The sequence below is a fragment of the Niastella soli genome (genome assembly GCF_017742245.1).
Lineage (GTDB): Bacteria > Bacteroidota > Bacteroidia > Chitinophagales > Chitinophagaceae > Niastella > Niastella soli.
On sequence record NZ_JAGHKO010000010.1, the window covers coordinates 383,355 to 401,462 of the forward strand.

The following is an 18,108-nucleotide window of genomic DNA, read 5'->3' on the forward strand; positions in this document are numbered from 1 at the left end:
ACACTCAAGCTCGTTATTAGCATACGGCAATTCAACGATCTTACGCTTTCTCGTAACCCAGACAAACCACTCCATTAGAAAACGACTTACTTTTCACCAGTTTCAACTCTGCAGGCAATTGGGTGTTGTTGAACAAAGGAGTGCCACCGCCCACCAACACGGGGTTCACAAACAACCAGAACTCATCGATCAATCCATATTGCATTAAGGAATGGGCTGCAGAGGGGCTTCCGAAGATAAGGATCTCTGAACCGGCCTGCTGTTTCAATGACTTTATCCGGTGCTCCACATCCTCACTGATGATGATGGTATTGGGTCGCTGCTGTCCTTTCATGGTTTTTGACAACACCACTTTATCCACCTTGTTGTACCAGGCGCCATGTTCTTTTTCGTGTTTGGTAGCATTAGGTTTATCAGGAGCCGTTGGCCAGTAGGCATCCATCATTTCGTAAGTAACGCGGCCATACAAAGCCATATCAGCAAGATTTGTTCGATCGCCGACATAGTCAAAGATCTCTTCATCTACTTTTATAAAACCCATACCCCCGTTGGGATCGGTAACAAAACCATCAAGGCTTACGTGCATGAATAAAACCAGTCGTCGCATATAGGTATTTTTTGAGAGAACAAACCTACGCCTGAAAACTGGTTTTACCGGGGGTGAAATGCGACAATATACAGGGGCAACTCCGTCAATTAAAAATAGGTAGAGAACCCGAACTGAAAACCCGCAATTTTGGAAGGCGGATTACCTAAAATATCATGTTGTGTATTATGGCGGTAATTCAATCTGATCACCGTTTGTGGGGTCGGCCGCCAGCTGATAGCTGGTACAAAGGCAAACACCTCATCCGAAATTTTGCCAGCGGTCGATTTAAAAGTGCCTTTGTTCCAATCTACATACTCCAGTCGCAGCGCCACATTCAGAACGGCCTTTTCAAAACCCATCATAGGCTGTTTGAGCACGGGCTGCACAATATCAACAAATCCGCCCTGTTGGTTACGGCCGTATTGTTCGGTATATGTTTCCGGTACATCCACATGCACCCAGGCCCATTCGCCATTGATGTAGGTATTTGATTTAGGCAGGGTGGTATTAAAATCAATGGCAAACACATTCACCGGTCTTTTTTTATCGAGCGTTAATCCATCTTCCTGGTACTTATTATAAATACCGCCCATATACGAAAGCCCCAACTCCCCTACCTTCCGGTTCTTAACCGCTATCTTACCGGTAAACAGTGGACTGCCATTAAAACTTTCTTCAAACCGGTCGGCATTTTCTTTGGAGGCGGGCAGAAAGGTTTTACCCTCCTCATTGTTGATGATCTTGTCGTCGAACCCATTGGTGAAATAGGCTTCATAGGCATATACCCAGTCCTTCACATACTTTTTCCCAAATATGCCAAAGCCAACATTGCTCCAGGTTGCTGGCAGCATTTGGGTGGCCGAAATGGGCCGGTCGATAAACTCCCATTTAGGGCCATCGTGATTTTGGTTGAATGCGCCAATCGGATTCATCACAACCCCGCCACGAAAATTCAACAGGGGCGACAGCTCAAAATCAACAGAGGCAAACTCTATGTTGATCTCCTTTGTGCCATCTTCAAATTCTATTTCACTTAAGAATTTTATGCGTTTGGCAATAGAAGAAGAAACGAAGAGCGTCAACCGCCGCATCTGGAACTGATGCCCTTCACTGATGCCATTTTCTTTCAGGTACTGATAATTGGCTTCTACATAACCGCCCAGCGCCACAGGCAGTTTACCCAATTGTAAGAACGGGCGATTGTAGATGGCGTCCATATTCATCTTTAGGCCACTTGTATCTTTTTCGGTTTGACGCAGCAGCACCGGGTCTATCTGTGCCAACAAGGCTGCAGATGAACAAAGCAACATTGTTAATAAGTAATACTGTTTCATCTGATATTTATTATTTTTTAGGGGGGGCCAGATGGAACTTACCATGATAAAATTTTCATTGCTTTATACAGATAATGAAAATTTTATCATGGACGTTTCATACTTTTCTCAGATCGATAAATAATTCATTGTTGTTTACCATAACGGGGAAACTGCGCAGGTCTTTATCGGCGGGGCCGTTGGTAACCTTTCCTTTATTGTTGAACTCACTCCCATGTGCCGAACATTGCAGCTGATCACCGGAGGCCTGTAATTCAGCGCCCTGGTGGGTGCATTGCATCCAAACGGCGCTGTATTCGGTTTCGCCAAAGCGATAGACATAGATTGGATATTTCAGGCTGTCGTTTCGTACAATGATGAATGGCCGGTAACCAGTTTTGCCTTTCTTATTCATCTTAAATTCATCGGCGCTTACGGTAATGCCATCCTGACCTATGGTGCCACTGGTATAGCGGGTGGAGGAACAGGACGACAATAAACCTGATACAGCGGTTGCGCCCAAACAGGCGGAGCAACTATTTACAAGAAATTCTCTGCGGTTCATTAGCGTGAATTAAATTTCTTAATCTTTCCGGAATTATAGTGATTCAAGGAATTTGATCAGCAAAACCTGATCGGCGGCTGATAATTTTTGAAAAAGCTCATTGCTGGCCTTTCCTTCGCCCCCATGGCCTTTGATGGCATCTTCAATGGTTGAAGCCCGCCCATCATGCAGTAAGTAGTATTGTCCACCCTGCGAGTTTTTCGAGAGGCCCAATCCCCACAAGGGTGGCGTTCGCCATTCTTCAGTCAACGCCGAACCTTCCGTATACCCATCATTCAAACCAGGGCCCATATCATGTAACAACAGATCGGTATATGGGTGAAATGTTTTATTGGCCAGTGCTGCAATGGAGCAATCGCCTGTCTTTAATTCGGGGATATGGCATTTGGCACAACCGATGCTCGTGAACAACTGCTTCCCGCTGATCACATCGGCATCATTCTCATTTCGCTGGATCGGCGCTTTCAGTGTTCTTAAATAAAATACAAGGTCCAGCACTTTCTGGTTCGTTACCTCAGGATCGAGGTCCTGGTGGGTATACGAATCATAAGGTTCGTAAGTTGAAACAATGCCCATATCCTGGTTGTAAGCATTGGCGGTTTGTTGCATCAGGTCGTAAACGGCAGCCTTTTTACCAAACCGACCAATGTATTTGTTATTACGCTCCACGGTGCCGGGACGATGGGTGATATACACAGGCAGCGTTATCCAATTTACACGCCCCGATATTCCATCGCCGTCGGCATCGTGTTCATCAGCTAAAGAAAGGATCGTATGATCAGTCACCGCATCCAGAAAGCCCAAACCAGTATTCGCCGGCGGTGTGAATTTTGAAAAAGTAGCGCCCAGGGGTATCTGTTCCGGCATAAAAGAAGGAAGCGCCCGATTTTGTAATTGCGGGCCACCCAATTGCATGAATTTATTTCCAGTACTATCGGTTTGTCCAAACCGCGTTAATGTAGTGAAAGGATGTCCCTTGCCATCCCCGGCATGGCAACTGCCACAACTGGTGGAAACGAACAGCGGCCCTAACCCATTGGCTGCAGTAAACACATCGTCATTGAACGCCACATCGCCCCGCAGGAACAACTGATGTTGTTCGCCAGTCAATCCTTCAATGGGGCCATCCAGAATGGAGTCATGTGCAGGTGCTCCCGGCAAGATCTTCTCACAGGCAATTGCCACCAAAATAACAGTAATGAGCGCACCCATCACCAGCCATTGCTTTTTCATAAACAGAGATTAAAGTTGTCCAAAAATAAATAATTAGATCAACAAAACAAGAAAAATTAGGCGAGCCTAATATTATAGCTTTTGTCCATCTTTCCCTAATTTGCCCAAAAAATAACGCGCACGTGCATTCATCTGCAGAAGAAAACTATCTGAAAGCCATCTATAAGTTGCAGGAAGCCAACGGTGAAATGGTAGCCACCTCCGCCCTGGCACAGGTATTGGGCATTCACATGGCTTCCGTTACCGATATGCTTAAGAAAATGAGCACCAAAAAGCTGGTGGCTTATCAAAAATCAAAAGGGTTTAAACTCACGGAAAAAGGCAGGCTGGCAGCCATTGGCATCATTCGCAAGCACCGGTTATGGGAAGTATTCCTGGTTGATAAACTGGGATTCCGCTGGGATGAGGTACATGAAATTGCCGAGCAGCTGGAGCATATTCATAGCCAGGACCTGATAGACAAACTGGACGCCTATCTTGATTTCCCAAAAACCGATCCACATGGCGATCCCATCCCCGATGCCAAAGGCATCTTCGCTATCAGCAAATCGGTATTACTGGCATCTTTGACGCCTGGCAGTCAGGGTAAGTTCACGGGCGTTACCGATCACTCCTCAGCCTTTTTGAATTACCTCGACAAGATTGGCCTTTCCCTGGGTGATACTATAAAAGTGAAAGAAGTGGAAGAATTTGACAAGAATTACACCCTGTTGTTGAAGGGAAAAAAATCGGTGGTGGTAAGTTTTAAAGTGGCCAACAGTTTATTGATCAGCGAATAAAATAATACCACAAAAAAGATTTATTATTGGTGCTCTTTAAGTTATACCATGTCCTTAAGCAATCCTATACTGGAACTCAACAAATCGGCGGTGAATGTACCTTTTGAGATACACACCACAGAATGGATAGCGCAAAACCGGTTCCAGCAAAACGAAGGTCCGCACCGGCATAATTATTTTGCGATCATTTGGGTAAAAAAAGGCACAGGCACGCATTTGATCGACCTGGAGCAATATGAACTGGAAGATAATACTGTTTACTGTATTACACCCGGACAGGTGCATGATCTTAAAGCAACCGGCCCCATAGAAGGTTATGTGATCTCTTTTATGGCCGAGTTCCTGGGCGGCGGCGAAGAGAATTATGACCTGCTGTTCAATACCGGCTTGTTCTATACATTTTCCAACTCACCAGTAATAAAAGTAAGTTGGGATATGGGTGAAGAAATGCAGGACGCCGTTAACAAGATGCTGAAGGAGTTCAATAACTTCTTCCTTTTGCGGGCCGAAATCCTGCGCGGTTTCCTGAAGATCTTCCTGATCTACCTAACCCGGCAATACGAACGGCCAAAAGAAAATGAAGCACACTCAAAAAGCATTGACCTGGTAAAACAATTCTTTGCGCTGGTAGAAAAGCAGTACACTACCAAAAAGATGGTTACCGATTATGCTGAAGAACTGGCCGTTACCCCCAACCATCTGAACGAAGTGGTAAAGAAAATAACCGGTTCCCCCGCCAGTCATCATATTCAACAACGGATTATCCTGGAAGCCAAAAGGCAGGCCGTGTATTCCAGGGTTACCATGAAAGAAATTGCCTACCAGCTGGGATTTGACGATACCGCCCACTTTAGTAAATTTTTCAAAAACGCGTCCGGCGAAAACTTTACTGATTTCCGGAACAAGAACCAAAAAGAATGATCCAACCCATAAAATATACAACATTATCCTGCGATCATCAATTGCCTGATGCACTGATATTCTGTTATTTTGACATTTGAAATTATGAGCACAAGCGTAAAACAAGCAACCTGGGCCATCGACCCCATACACTCAACCATCCGGTTCGATGCCAAATACCTGTTGATCAGTACTGTATCAGGCTGGTTCAGAGAGTTTGAAGGAACTGTGGTGAGCGGCCAGGATGGTTTTTGCAATAGCGAGATCAATCTCACCATATATGTAAATGCATTGACTACCGGTAATGATGAGCGGGACAACCACCTGCGTTCACCCGATTTCTTTGATGCAAAACAGTACCCGATGATCCAGTTCAGATCAACCACTGTTAGCATGCAGGAAAAGAATATAGCAGTAACCGGCATATTAACGGTTAAAGGTGTAGAACATCCATTCTCCTTTACCGCCAATTTTTTGGGTATGTGCGCCGACCCCATGGGTAATACCAAGGCTGGATTTGATATGGACACCGTACTAAACCGTAAAGATTTTAATATTACCTGGAACCAGCTGTTCGACAAGAATGGTTTATTACTAAGCGATGAAGTAAAAGTTCACTGCGATCTGCAGCTGTTAAAACTTAGTTAAGGCAGAAGGCAGAGGGCAATGGGCAATGGGCAATTTCCGACTAATAGCTATACTCGCTTCAGGCAAACGGCAGACGGCAGAAGGCAGAAGGCAAACGGTTTCCGATTTTTCGGATTGTTGCAATGTCGCGAAATCGCTCATAACTCACCACTGACCACTCACTTTCTCGCCTACGGCTCGAACGCTCACTCTTCCTACTTAACCTGAGCCCTCGACTACGCTCGGTCTCACGGCCCCACCTTCGATCCTTCGACTCCGCTCAGGACGCTCAGGGTCTTGCTAAACGTCAACTTCCTACTTCTTACCTCTTACTTCCTACCGCCCCTATCCCCCTGTCAACTCTTTCAACTCCGTCAACTCTATCAACTTGTATTCCTGATCAACTGGTTAACTGATCAACTGGCCAACCTCTTACCCACTCCCTTATCACCCTTATCAACTCTATCAACTTCCCGATCAACTCCCCCTATGGCTCCTAAATTGCAGCTACTAACCCATTATATATCACCGCATTCTTACACTCCCCATAAAATGTACAACAGATTCCATTATATCACTATTCTCTACCACCTATTTCCGAGCGAAATTTGTGGAGTCAATAAATGATAATAACAACAACCAAAAAAATACAAACAAATGGCACAAGTTAAATGGACCCTCGATCCGATGCACAGTGAAATTACTTTTAAAGTAAAACACCTTATGATCAGTACCGTTAGCGGACGTTTCAACACCTTTAATGTAACCGCCAGCACTGAAGGCGACAATTTCAGCAAAGTGAATTCCGTTGAAACTACAATTGATGTATCCTCTATCGATACCAACAACGAGCAAAGAGATGGCCACCTGAAATCTGACGATTTTTTCAGCGTTGGCAATCACAACCAGATCGCTTTCAAAAGCAGCAAACTGGAGCTGAATGGCGAAGAAGGTAAACTGACCGGTGACTTAACCATCAAAGGTATCACCAAACCGGTAGTATTAACAGTTGAGTCTGGTGGCGTGGTAGTTGACCCTTACGGACAAACAAAAGCTGGTTTTACTGTTAATGGTAAAATAAGCAGAAAAGAATTTGGTTTAACTTGGAGTGCAGTAACTGAAGCAGGTAATGTAGTAGTAGGTGATGATATTCGCTTCAATGCTGAGATACAATTGGTAAAACAAGCTTAATGTTCATGGCCTGGGTGAAACACCTCCCCTGTCGAAAGGCAGGTGTTTCACCCGGAATCAGCCGGATAAACCTTAGCCTTTCACATTAGAACTTACAATTATGGAAGATAAAATTCTCGGGATCCATCACATTACGGCTATAGCCGGTGAGGCCCAACGCAATTTCGATTTTTATACAAAAGTGCTTGGTTTAAGATTAGTAAAGAAAACCGTGAATTTTGATGACCCGCACACGTATCACTTTTATTATGGTAATGAGAACGGCACCCCTGGTACCATTCTTACCTTCTTCCCCTGGACGCATGTACACCCTGGCCGTTTAGGTACCGGTATGGCTACCGACATCGGTTATGCGGTACCTACAGGCAGTCTCGATTTCTGGGGTAAACATTTTGAAAAACATGCAGTGCGCTTCGGTCAAATTGATGAACAGTTTGGCGAACAGATCCTTCGTTTTGAAGACCCTGATGGTTTACGCATACAACTGGTGGAAGCCAGCGCAGACAACCGTACTCCCTGGGAAACCAGCGAGATAAAAAAAGACACAGCCATTAAAGGATTTCACAGTATTGTGTTAACCCTTCGAAATATAAAACCCACTGCCAGCATTTTGACCGATATCTTCGGTTATAAATTACTGAAGCAGGAAGGAAACAGGTATCGCTTTGTAACCGATGCCATTGAGAACGCCGCCATTGTTGACCTCGTGGAAGAACCTGAAGTTCCACACGGACTGGTTGCCGGCGGTACCAATCACCACGTAGCATTTCGCGTGAAGAACGACCAATTACTGATGCAATACCGCGAAAAGATCGCAAGCAAAGGATATAATATAACACCGAAAATAGACCGAAATTATTTTTACTCTTTATATTTCCGCGAACCAGGTGGTGTGTTGTTCGAACTGGCTACAGACAATCCGGGTTTTGCAGTAGACGAACCGGTAAATGAATTGGGTACTCATTTGAAATTACCCGTGCAGTATGAAAGCGACCGCGAAACGATAGAAAAAGTATTACCCAAACTGGTACAGTAATATGCATACAAAACAAGTAATAAAAGCTGGAAAGCAAACAGGCGAAGCCACCAAAGCATTGGTTATGTTACATGGGCGGGGCGGCAGTGCAGAAGATATTCTGGGATTAGCGCAGCATTTGCCGGTTAATGACTTCGCGCTGTTTGCACCCCAGGCTACCAATAATACCTGGTATCCCTATTCTTTTCTAGCTGCGCCTAAAGACAATGAGCCCTGGTTATCAGGCGCGCTGGCCGTAGTAAATGATGTAGTAGCAGATATAGAGGCCACGGGAATTAAAAAGGAAAACATTTATTTCCTTGGCTTTTCTCAAGGCGCCTGTTTAACGCTGGAGTATGTGGCACGCCACGCTTCCAGATTTGGCGGTGCAGTAGCTTTTACCGGCGGTTTAATTGGCGACCAGATCTATAAAGAGAATTATACCGGCGATTTTGCTGGAACACCCATCTTTATCGGCACCAGCGATCCTGACCCGCATGTGCCCGTTGACCGGGTACTTGCTTCTACGGCAATTTTGACGGAGATGAATGCCCAGGTTACGCAAAAGATCTATAAGAATATGGGCCATACCATTAACCAGGATGAGATCAGTCAGGTAAATGATTTAATATTTAAAGAATCCTAACTTTGTAGTGGCTGACCTGTAAGGTTCGTCATAGGGTATTGAACAATTAAGAAGATCAATCGAACCTGACAGGTCACTATTTTTAATAATCTAGACCTGTCAGGTGCAACTGAACCCTCTATTAATGCAAGCTCAAATGATGCATCCGCCAAAGGCGGACAAGTTCTTACAGGTCAGCCTTTCATTAATTAAATCACCTACTATGTACGCATACGATACCATCACCGAAGCATTGGCCGATTTGAAAAAACGGGGTTATACACACGATTTTAATATCCGCAATAACCGGCTCACCAGTGATAAACTGGATACTCATTTTGGCCACAACGATTTTGAGATAAAAGAAGTGTACCGGTTTGAAGGGCCCTCCGACCCGGCAGATGAAGCAGTAATATTTGCCATTGAAGCGCCCTCCGGAGCCCTGGGAACCTTAGTGAATGGGTATGGTACATATGCAGATGATGAGAATACCGAATTTTTACAAAAGTTACATGAGAGAATAAGATAGTTGAAAAACCACTGAAAGTCAAAAGCCTCCCGATACATCGAGAGGCTTTTTTGCTTTTTTTATCCTTCAGCACAATGCTAAATCTACAAAACAAATCCTATCTAAAAACTATAAACGAACTAAAAAGTTTCAATCTTACACTTTATTAAGACTTCTTTACATTTATAGCGCTGCCATCTCTAACTTCCTCACTACCTGTTTTTACAATAGTATCGCCGCCGGTCAGATTGCCAAATACTTCCACTTTGCCATCGTTCTCCCGGCCTTTCTTTACATCCACCCATTCGGCCTTACCATTCACTACTCTGATCACAAACACTCTTTCCTGCGAGCTAACAACAGCCGATTTGGGCAAGATGAACGAGCTGTCTTTGGTTGATAAAGGAATGGTCACACTCGACACCATGCCGGGCAATAACCTCTTTTTCTCATTGGCCACATCCATTTCAATGTGTTGTGAACGCAGGCGGGCATCCAGTGCGCCAGCGAGCCTTTTTACCTGGGCGGTGAATTTTTCGTTGGGGAAGGCATTTACCGTAAAGTTCACTTTATCCTGTTGATCGAGGTAACCGGTAAAGGCTTCCGGAACGTAGATCACCAAACGCAACTTCTTTTGCTCCTGCAGGGTGAACAACGGGAACTCAGACCCTTTACCAGAAGGGCCTACATAGGCGCCGGGATTGGCGTTACGGGTTGTGATCACCCCGTTAAATGGCGCTCTTATTTCCAGATAGCCTTTTCGGTCGGCAACTTCGCGGTATTGCGCTTTTGCCGCATCCCATTGCGCAAGATCGGAGTTCTTTTTAGCCAGGGCCTGGTCCAGGTCGTTTTGCGAAACAGTACCAGGTGTTTTGCTGGTTTCCAGCAACCGGTCGTAGTTTGCCTTGCTTGCTATATATATTGCTTCCTGCGATTTCAATCTCGATTGGGCAGCCGATTCCAACGAAGTCAGTTCAGGCGCTTCCATGGTAACCAGTAACTGGCCAATGCGAACTTCAGAGCCCACATCAGCATTCAATTTCTTTACAAAGCTGTTTTCTTTTGCATACAGGTCAACCTGTTGAAAAGCAACCAGCTCACCAGGAAGTGACAAATTGGTAGACAGCATACCCTTTTCCAGGGACACTGTTTCCAGGGCGGGTACAGCGGCGGGGGTCTCCACTTTATTTTTTGCAGGCTCTTCTCCATTCGAGGAATTACAGCCTGGTAATAAAGCCAACAGGCCTACGCCTGCGATCAGGGCCAAAGGTGTATTAACTATTGCAGTAAGACCCTTTGCTTTATGTATTAAATTTCTCAGTTGCATATTCGCTGTTTTCTATGATGTACTTACAAAATTACTACTTACTAAAAACTGTTTATGATCCTATTCGGCATCCGCTTCATAAAATCTACTATCATGATCGGTTGGGTCCAATGATACCGACTTCGTTGTTGTTTTACCCTGCATCCAGGCAAATACCATCGGCAGAATAAACAGGGCGGCAAATGTAGAGGCGATCAAACCACCAATTACCGCACGTCCCAATGGGGAAGCCTGGTCACCACCTTCACCCAAACCGGAAGCCATGGGGATCATACCCGCTACCATCGCAATGGTGGTCATCAGGATAGGGCGTAACCGCAGGGCGGCCGCTTCCTTCGCCGACTCCCACGCATTACCATTATGCAGGCGCAGGTGTTCGGCATTGGTAATAAGTAACACCGAGTTGGCAATTGACACACCCACCGACATAATAATACCCATATACGATTGCAGGTTGAGGGTAGAACCGGTCAATTTCAACATGATCAGCGATCCTAAGATCACCGCCGGAATAGTGGCCAGGATCACCAACGAAACCTTAAACGATTGGAAGTTGGCTGCCAGCATCAGGAAGATCACCACAATCGCCACCAATAAACCGTTTTGTAAACTTTCCAGCGTATCGGTCAGCACGTTCGTCATACCTATTGGTTCAACCGTTAACCCCCGGGGTAATTCACCCATTGTTTGCAGGGCTTTTTGTACATCACGGGCAGCAGAACCAAGGTCTTTGTTATTTATATTGGCAGTAACGGTCAACACAGGCATAGCCCCCAGGTTGTCGTTTTCGCCGTAAGTTGTATCAGGTGTTATAGAGGCAACGTCACTCAGGACCGGGCGTGGCTGGTTATTAAGGATGGGTATTTCACCAATGCTGTTCACACTCGTCATTTTATTCTCAGGCACGTACACCATTACGCCATACGACAGGTTCGACTTTTCATCTACCCATACGTTCTTTTCTGTATACCGGGAAGAAGAGGTAGACGTGATCAGCGAACGGGAAATGTCAGTAACATCTACACCCAGTTGCGCCGCCCGGTTCCTGTCGATATTAATATTGATAGCGGGGTACTTAGTGCTCTGACCCAACTGTACATCACGCAGGTATGGGATCGCTTTTAATTTTTCAATTACCTTTTGGGCATAGGCTTCATTCAGTTTTTTATTTCTGCCTGCCAGCCGAACCTCAATTGGTGTAGGCGAACCCTGGCTCAGGATCTTATCTGTTAATTGAATAGGTTCAAACGACAATTTCACATCTGGCATGGTAGTTTGCAGTTTCTCCCTGATCCTTTCCTTCAGCTTATCCAGATCTTCTTCATAGTCTTCATTCAATTGAACCTGTACCACCGCTTCATTAGGACCAGGCATAAACAGATAGATAGGACTGGTACTGAACAAACCCGGGTGTTGCCCAATATATGCCGAGGTAACGGAAATATTCTTTTTGCCTACCAGATCATCCAGGTTAGCGAGCGCTTTCAACATATAACCTTCTGTGCGTTCTATACGGGTACCTTCAGGGGCCCGTAACCGCAACTGGAATTGTCCGGAGTTGGTACGAGGTAATACGTCGCGGCCAATATTATTCAGCAACAAGAACGCAGCACCACTTACCAGCACTACATAGGCGATAACAACCGGTTTACGAACGGTGAATAAGCGTTGCAGAAAACGCAGGAAACGATTCCGCAATTTTTCAAACCGGGTCAAATCCTTCTCTTCTTTTTCCAAGAGCACTTTCTTTTGGTCCCAGGTGTCATGATCGCCGGCAATGGCCGCATGCATTTTCTCCTGGGAAGCATGATTGGCGGGATGCGCCTTCATGATCCAGTTGGCCAGAATAGGCACAAATGTTTGGGCCAGGAAATAAGAAGTGATCATAGAGAATGCGATGGCCAGGGCCAGCGGCAGGAACAAAGAACCCGGAATGCCGCCCATAGTGAACGCCGGGGCAAAAACCGCCAGAATACACAACAGGATCAGCAATTTGGGAAAGGCAATTTCTTTACACGCATCCCAGATGGCCGTCGCCTTCGACTTACCCATCGCAAAGTGCTGGTGTATATTTTCAATCGTCACTGTCGATTCATCCACAAGGATACCAATAGCCAATGACAGACCACTAAGCGTCATGATATTGATCGTTTGATGGAACAACGACAGGAACAACACCCCTGAAATAATAGAGGTAGGAATGGTCAGGATCACGATCAACGCGCCTCTGGCATCCCCCAGGAATAACAACACCATTAAACCGGTGAGGATAGCGCCAATGGCACCTTCCGAGATCAAACTCTTCACCGCATTAATAACATATACTGATTGGTCGAATTCATACGACAACTTTACATCTTCCGGCAACTGGGCCTGGAATTTGGGGATGGCCTTTTTCAGGTTCTGCACTACTTCCCAGGTACTGGCATCGGCCGATTTGGTAATGGGCAGATAAACCGAGCGCTTCCCATTCACCAATGCATAACCAGAGGTAATATCGGCGCCGTCTTCCACAGTGGCCACATCGCGCAAATACACATTCTGTACCCCACCTTTATATAAAGGGATATTCTCAAAATCCTTTACGGTTTTGATAAGGGTATTAGTCGGAGTTATATAGTTCTTATCACCGATACGCACGTTACCTGAAGGCGTCGTTTGATTGTTGATACGGATGGCCGCCACCAGTTGATCGGGCGTCATATTGTGCGCACGCAGCAACTCGGGATCGGCTTTAATAACAACCGTACGAACGTTACCGCCAAAAGGGGCCGGTGAAACCAGACCGGGAATAGAAGTAAAGGCCGAACGAACGTATACGTTGGCCAGGTCCATCAGCTCGTTATTGCTACGGCTGGGACTGCTTAATACCAGCTGGCCCACTGGTAACGTAGAGGCATCGAACCGCAGGATAAATGGCGGTTGGGAGCCGTTGGGGAATATCGCCTGCGCACGGTTACAATACGCGCTGACCTCCGCTGCAGCCTGGGCCATGTTGGTTCCGGGATAAAATGACAGCTTCATCAACGTTAGACCCTGAATATTCTTTGTTTCAATGCTCTTTACGCCAGATACATACAATAACAGGTTCACATAGTTTTTACCGAAAAAGGCTTCCATTTGGGTAGGGGTATAACCACCAAATGGGTGGGAAATATAAATAACCGGCAGATCGAGCGATGGGAAGATGTCAATTTTGATATTACGCACTGCGCTCACACCAAAAAAGCACAACCCCGCTACCAACACCAGTATCGTTATAGGTTTCCGTAATGCTAATCTAATCAGGTTCATATTCGCTATTTAGAAATACTAACTTTTGTCTATTGTCTTACTTTCCAGGTGTGTCACGGTTTTGAACCGTGGCACGCTTTGTTCGAACCGTGGCACGCCTTATTGCTGTTCGCTTACTTCACTTGCTTAACAAACAGATCGAAATCGCCCGAAGCAGCTGCTTTCAACAACAATGATTGCCATACATTAATATAAGCCACATTCAAATCGGCTTCGGCCCGGTTCAACGCATATTGCGCCTGTTGCACGTCAACGATATTGGTCAATCCATTTCTGTACAAAACACTTTTTTGCAAATAAGCATCAGAAGCAGCCTTGTATTGCACCGGCACTTCCTGTACACTTTGCAAACTGTTCTCTATCCGCTGATCGGCCAGTATCAATTGGTCTTGCAATTGGGTGGTCACCAGGTTGTATTCATTTTTATATGCCTCGGTAAGGAACTGTTGCGCTTTTACCTGGTTCTTTATTTTTGCCAGGCTGGTAATATTCCAGGCAATAGACACCCCGGCCACATAGTTGGTGCGCGTAGGTTTTATGCCTTCAAAATAATCCTGCGAGTATTTGGGATTGGTGGGAGAATAAGTATAATCAAAACCGGAACCCTTTGTTTGAATAATGCCAAACAGATTCAACCCGGGCAGAATGCTTCTTTTGAGATACGCAGTGGCATAATCACTTTGATTGATGCGCGACTGGTAAAACTTTACCTGAGGGTTTTGTGTAACGGCCGCATTGGTCTTTACTTCAACCGGCGCATTACTAATAAAGGCGGTATCTAGGCTAAACTCGGCGGGTGGCACGTTTAGCAATTGCGCCAGCTGGTTACGATACTGCAATTCACTGTTGCGGGCATCAATAATGGCCAACCGCGCCCGAGATACTTCTGAATTGGCAATGGAAGAATCAACGCCGGCATTTAAACCGGTACGGGTACGCGCAGTCACCACTTCTTTTACATACAAGGACCGGTCGAGGTTCGACTGTGCAGTCTTCAACAACCGTTGTGCGGTAAGCAGGTTCAAATAAGCACCGGCGATTTTCACGCTTTGTACAAACTGCTCCTGCATCAGGTCAGCAGAGTCGCGCTGCACCTGTGCTGAAGCCAGGTTGATCTTTGATCTCAGCCGGCCAAATGAATATACTTCCCAGTTGGTATTTAAAAAATATAATCCACCAAAGGAAGAATTCCAGTTTTGTGAAGGGCTTATGGGGCCGCTTGATGAAACACCAGCCACACCACCAACCGCTGCCAATGGTCCATATTGTCCGTTAATGTTACCAAAATCCTGTTGCACGGAGGCGATCACATTGGGCAAATACTCATTGCGGGTATTTTGCACCAATGCAGTGGAAGCATTCAGGTAACTGCGTTTAGCCTGTATGCTTTGATAATTTTTTAATCCGGTATTAATGGCGTCAGATAATGTCAACGGTTGTGCCGATTGGGCCCTTGCGTTTTCCTGAGTGCCCAATAATAGTAATCCTATTATAACAATAGCCGGGAATGCATTAATCCGCATTGTACTTTTTTGGGTTGATGATGTATAAAATGGTAAGACCATGCTTGGTTGTTAATTGAACGTTAACGAAGAACCTGTTCTTCTATAGAGAAGAATATATACTTCGCTTTTTTAATCTGATTTTAATGACAGCATCGTAGCCAGGTCGTTATGTTTGCCCCTTGTTCATTAGGCAGGTTATCAATGATTGGGCGAATGTCAGGATATACATGTTTGCTATAGGACTGTAAAATTGCAAATACCCCGGGGAATTCCGTTGTACAATTTTGGGTTTATTCTGTACTTTTGCAGGTATGCACGTAGATTACCTTCATCACCCCTTTGAGATAGTTTATAAAGAAACCGATGAGGTCCTGAAACCAGCTCACAAACACAACTTCTTTGAACTGGTTTATATCATTGATGGTACTGGCACCCATTGCATTAATAAAAACAAATTCGAGTACAGCAACGGTCATTTGTTTTTATTGACACCGCAAGACATGCATAAAGTGACTGTCAAAACCACTACTAAATTTTTCCTGATCCGTTTTAACGATATCTACTTCAAATCACAAAACGAACAGGCCAATAGTCAGCAAAAAGAATGGATCAATAAACTGGAATACATCTTCCATAATACCACACATTCACCCGGCTGCATTTTGAAAGGGATGAGCGATCGGGTACTGGTAAAGGCACTGATAGAAGGATTGATAAAAGAACACATCAATAAAGAACCCTATCACCAGGAGATCATTAACCAGATAGTGAATACGGTGCTCTCGATCGTAGCCCGCAATATATATATAAAGGCGCCCAAAAGAATGAAGCCTGAAGCAAATAATGATGACACTACTTTAAAGATCATTCATTATGTACAGGCCAATATTTATAAACCTGAATTATTAAAGGCAGAACAGATTGCCAACTCCTTTCAGATATCCGTCAATTACCTCAGCGAATATTTTAAAAAGCATACCGGCGAAACCTTACAAACCTATATCACCAACTATAAGTTAAGGTTGGTTGAAACAAGATTGCTGCACAGCGATATGCGTATTAACGAGATTGCCAATGAACTGCATTTCACTGACGAAAGCCATTTGAACCGCATTTTCAAAAAATACAAAGGCATTAGCCCTACCGGATACCGCAAACAGGTAATGTTTGACAGAAAGATGGTAGTAGCGGCTACTGCTTAGTTTCGCGTTCAATGCTGCTGCATCATGGAACATGAAACCCCGATACATCGGGGCATATTAAAAAATTGACTGAATAATTAATCTCGTTCTATACTTGTTATGATTAGTGCTTCAACCAGCGATTCACCACGGAAGTCCCGTATTGCTACTGCTGTTTTCTTTTTTGTTTCGGGTTTTGGTTTTTCTTCCTGGGCCTCCCGCATTCCAACCATTCAACAGAATTTACATTTGAGTGAAGGAAAATTGGGCGCTGTATTGTTTGCGTTGCCTGCAGGTTTAATGTGCACCCTGCCGGTTACCGGATATTTGTTACGACGCTTCAGCAGCCGTTATATCATGTTTGCCGGTGCCGTGATGTTCAATATCATGTTATGCCTCGTTGGCTTTACCCGCGAAACCTGGCAACTGGTGCTGGTGTTGTTCTTTTTTGGTTCTTCGCGCAACCTTTTCAATATTTCGGCCAATGCACAATCCATTGGCGTACAAAAATTATACGACCGCTCCATCATTGCCACCTTTCATGGCATTTGGAGTGTGGCCGGTTTTGCAGCCGCCGCCATTGGATCATTGCTTGTTTCTTTCAGCATTGACCCCTCCTGGCATTTCCTGTCTGTTTGTATTTTACTGACCACACTTTGTATTATCTTCTTCAAGGACAGCGTGCACCAGCAACCGCAACCACACGAGCGGTTACAAAAAACAAAATTCAGAATGCCCGATAAAGCCCTGTTAAAACTGGGTTTCATGTGTTTTGCCGCCATGGCCTGCGAAGGTACCATGTACGACTGGAGCGCTATTTATCTGAAGAAAGCGGTACATACTTCCAAAGAATTAGCTACTGCGGGATATGCATTTTATATGGTGGCCGTAACATTGGGACGGTTTTCGGGCGATAAGCTGGCAAACAATTTCGGAGTAAAAGCCGTATTGAAATATAGTGGACTGCTTATCTTAAGCGGTTTGTTGCTGGCGGCTATTTGTCCATATATTATTACCACCGGTCTGGGCTTTATGATGGCAGGTTTTGGCTTATCGTGTGTAGTGCCCATGGTATTTAGTATGGCGGGTAAAGTAAAACATATGAGTGGCGGACCGGCGATCGCAGGTGTTTCCACCATTGGATATTTTGGCTTTTTAATTGTGCCGCCAATGGTTGGGTTTATTGCAGAAGCATTTAATCTTCGCTGGTCAATAGCCATCATTGCCTTACTGGGCATTTTGATCACCTGGCTGGTTAGTCAAATGAAAGAGGAGTAAGTTGACAGAGTTGAATTAGTTGATAGGGTTGATAAAGGCAATGGGCAATCTCCGACTAATAGCTATACTCGATTCTGATAGGCTACCTGAATTGTAGGCTTTGCCGTTTCACAGCCTGTTCCGACTTGTCGGGATTTCACGTTTCACGATAAGTGAGGCTCAAATTTCGTGAGTCCAA

Annotated in this window: 16 protein-coding genes; 9 read left to right on the forward strand and 7 right to left on the reverse strand. The window is 45.0% G+C overall.

The genetic code is table 11. From position 1 onward, the window contains the following. Window positions 1-40: 40 nt before the first annotated feature. From J7I42_RS25855 to J7I42_RS25870, 4 genes are all read right to left on the reverse strand, one after another. Window positions 41-607 (reverse strand): dihydrofolate reductase family protein, encoded by a 567-nt coding sequence (locus J7I42_RS25855; RefSeq protein WP_209141779.1) that lies wholly within the window; start codon window positions 605-607, stop codon window positions 41-43. An 89-nt stretch (window positions 608-696) separates the two neighbouring features. After that, window positions 697-1,923 (reverse strand): hypothetical protein, encoded by a 1,227-nt coding sequence (locus tag J7I42_RS25860; protein WP_209141780.1) that lies wholly within the window; start codon window positions 1,921-1,923, stop codon window positions 697-699. Window positions 1,924-2,020: 97 nt separating this feature from the next. Then, window positions 2,021-2,467 carry a QcrA and Rieske domain-containing protein gene (locus J7I42_RS25865; protein ID WP_209141781.1) on the reverse strand — a complete coding sequence of 149 codons (447 nt, stop codon included), beginning with the start codon at window positions 2,465-2,467 and terminating at the stop codon, window positions 2,021-2,023. Window positions 2,468-2,500: 33 nt separating this feature from the next. Then, window positions 2,501-3,700, reverse strand: a complete 1,200-nt coding sequence (locus J7I42_RS25870; RefSeq protein WP_209141782.1) for a di-heme oxidoredictase family protein — start codon at window positions 3,698-3,700, stop codon at window positions 2,501-2,503. A gap of 122 nt (window positions 3,701-3,822) precedes the next feature. Here J7I42_RS25870 and J7I42_RS35645 point away from each other — a divergent pair, with 122 nt between their 5' ends. The 7 genes from J7I42_RS35645 to J7I42_RS25905 all read left to right on the forward strand — a co-directional run bounded on the left by J7I42_RS35645 (window position 3,823) and on the right by J7I42_RS25905 (window position 9,366). Continuing rightward, on the forward strand, window positions 3,823-4,479 hold the full coding sequence (locus tag J7I42_RS35645) for a metal-dependent transcriptional regulator (RefSeq protein WP_209141783.1): 657 nt from the start codon (window positions 3,823-3,825) through the stop codon (window positions 4,477-4,479). Between the two features lie 48 nt (window positions 4,480-4,527). Continuing rightward, entirely contained in the window at window positions 4,528-5,400 is an 873-nt protein-coding gene (locus J7I42_RS25880) for an AraC family transcriptional regulator (RefSeq protein WP_209141784.1), read from the forward strand. A gap of 84 nt (window positions 5,401-5,484) precedes the next feature. Next, window positions 5,485-6,027: a YceI family protein gene (locus J7I42_RS25885; protein WP_209141785.1), complete on the forward strand. Its 543-nt coding sequence runs from the start codon at window positions 5,485-5,487 to the stop codon at window positions 6,025-6,027. 636 nt (window positions 6,028-6,663) lie between these two features. Further along, complete coding sequence (locus tag J7I42_RS25890) at window positions 6,664-7,197, forward strand: YceI family protein (protein ID WP_209141786.1); 534 nt, start codon at window positions 6,664-6,666, stop codon at window positions 7,195-7,197. A gap of 100 nt (window positions 7,198-7,297) precedes the next feature. Further along, window positions 7,298-8,233 carry a ring-cleaving dioxygenase gene (locus J7I42_RS25895; protein WP_209141787.1) on the forward strand — a complete coding sequence of 312 codons (936 nt, stop codon included), beginning with the start codon at window positions 7,298-7,300 and terminating at the stop codon, window positions 8,231-8,233. Window position 8,234: 1 nt separating this feature from the next. Next, window positions 8,235-8,858 carry an alpha/beta hydrolase gene (locus J7I42_RS25900; protein ID WP_209141788.1) on the forward strand — a complete coding sequence of 208 codons (624 nt, stop codon included), beginning with the start codon at window positions 8,235-8,237 and terminating at the stop codon, window positions 8,856-8,858. 202 nt (window positions 8,859-9,060) lie between these two features. After that, complete coding sequence (locus tag J7I42_RS25905) at window positions 9,061-9,366, forward strand: hypothetical protein (protein ID WP_209141789.1); 306 nt, start codon at window positions 9,061-9,063, stop codon at window positions 9,364-9,366. A gap of 145 nt (window positions 9,367-9,511) precedes the next feature. Here the strand turns inward: J7I42_RS25905 and J7I42_RS25910 are convergent, their stop codons facing one another. From J7I42_RS25910 to J7I42_RS25920, 3 genes are all read right to left on the reverse strand, one after another. Beyond that, window positions 9,512-10,672, reverse strand: a complete 1,161-nt coding sequence (locus J7I42_RS25910) for an efflux RND transporter periplasmic adaptor subunit (RefSeq protein ID WP_209141790.1) — start codon at window positions 10,670-10,672, stop codon at window positions 9,512-9,514. Window positions 10,673-10,732: 60 nt separating this feature from the next. Continuing rightward, on the reverse strand, window positions 10,733-13,966 hold the full coding sequence (locus J7I42_RS25915) for an efflux RND transporter permease subunit (RefSeq protein ID WP_209141791.1): 3,234 nt from the start codon (window positions 13,964-13,966) through the stop codon (window positions 10,733-10,735). A 113-nt stretch (window positions 13,967-14,079) separates the two neighbouring features. Beyond that, entirely contained in the window at window positions 14,080-15,489 is a 1,410-nt protein-coding gene (locus J7I42_RS25920) for a TolC family protein (RefSeq protein WP_209141792.1), read from the reverse strand. Window positions 15,490-15,782: 293 nt separating this feature from the next. Between J7I42_RS25920 and J7I42_RS25925 the strand changes: the two genes are divergently transcribed. Continuing rightward, complete coding sequence (locus J7I42_RS25925; RefSeq protein WP_209141793.1) at window positions 15,783-16,673, forward strand: AraC family transcriptional regulator; 891 nt, start codon at window positions 15,783-15,785, stop codon at window positions 16,671-16,673. A 99-nt stretch (window positions 16,674-16,772) separates the two neighbouring features. Beyond that, complete coding sequence (locus J7I42_RS25930; protein WP_209141794.1) at window positions 16,773-17,930, forward strand: MFS transporter; 1,158 nt, start codon at window positions 16,773-16,775, stop codon at window positions 17,928-17,930. Window positions 17,931-18,108 lie beyond the last annotated feature (178 nt).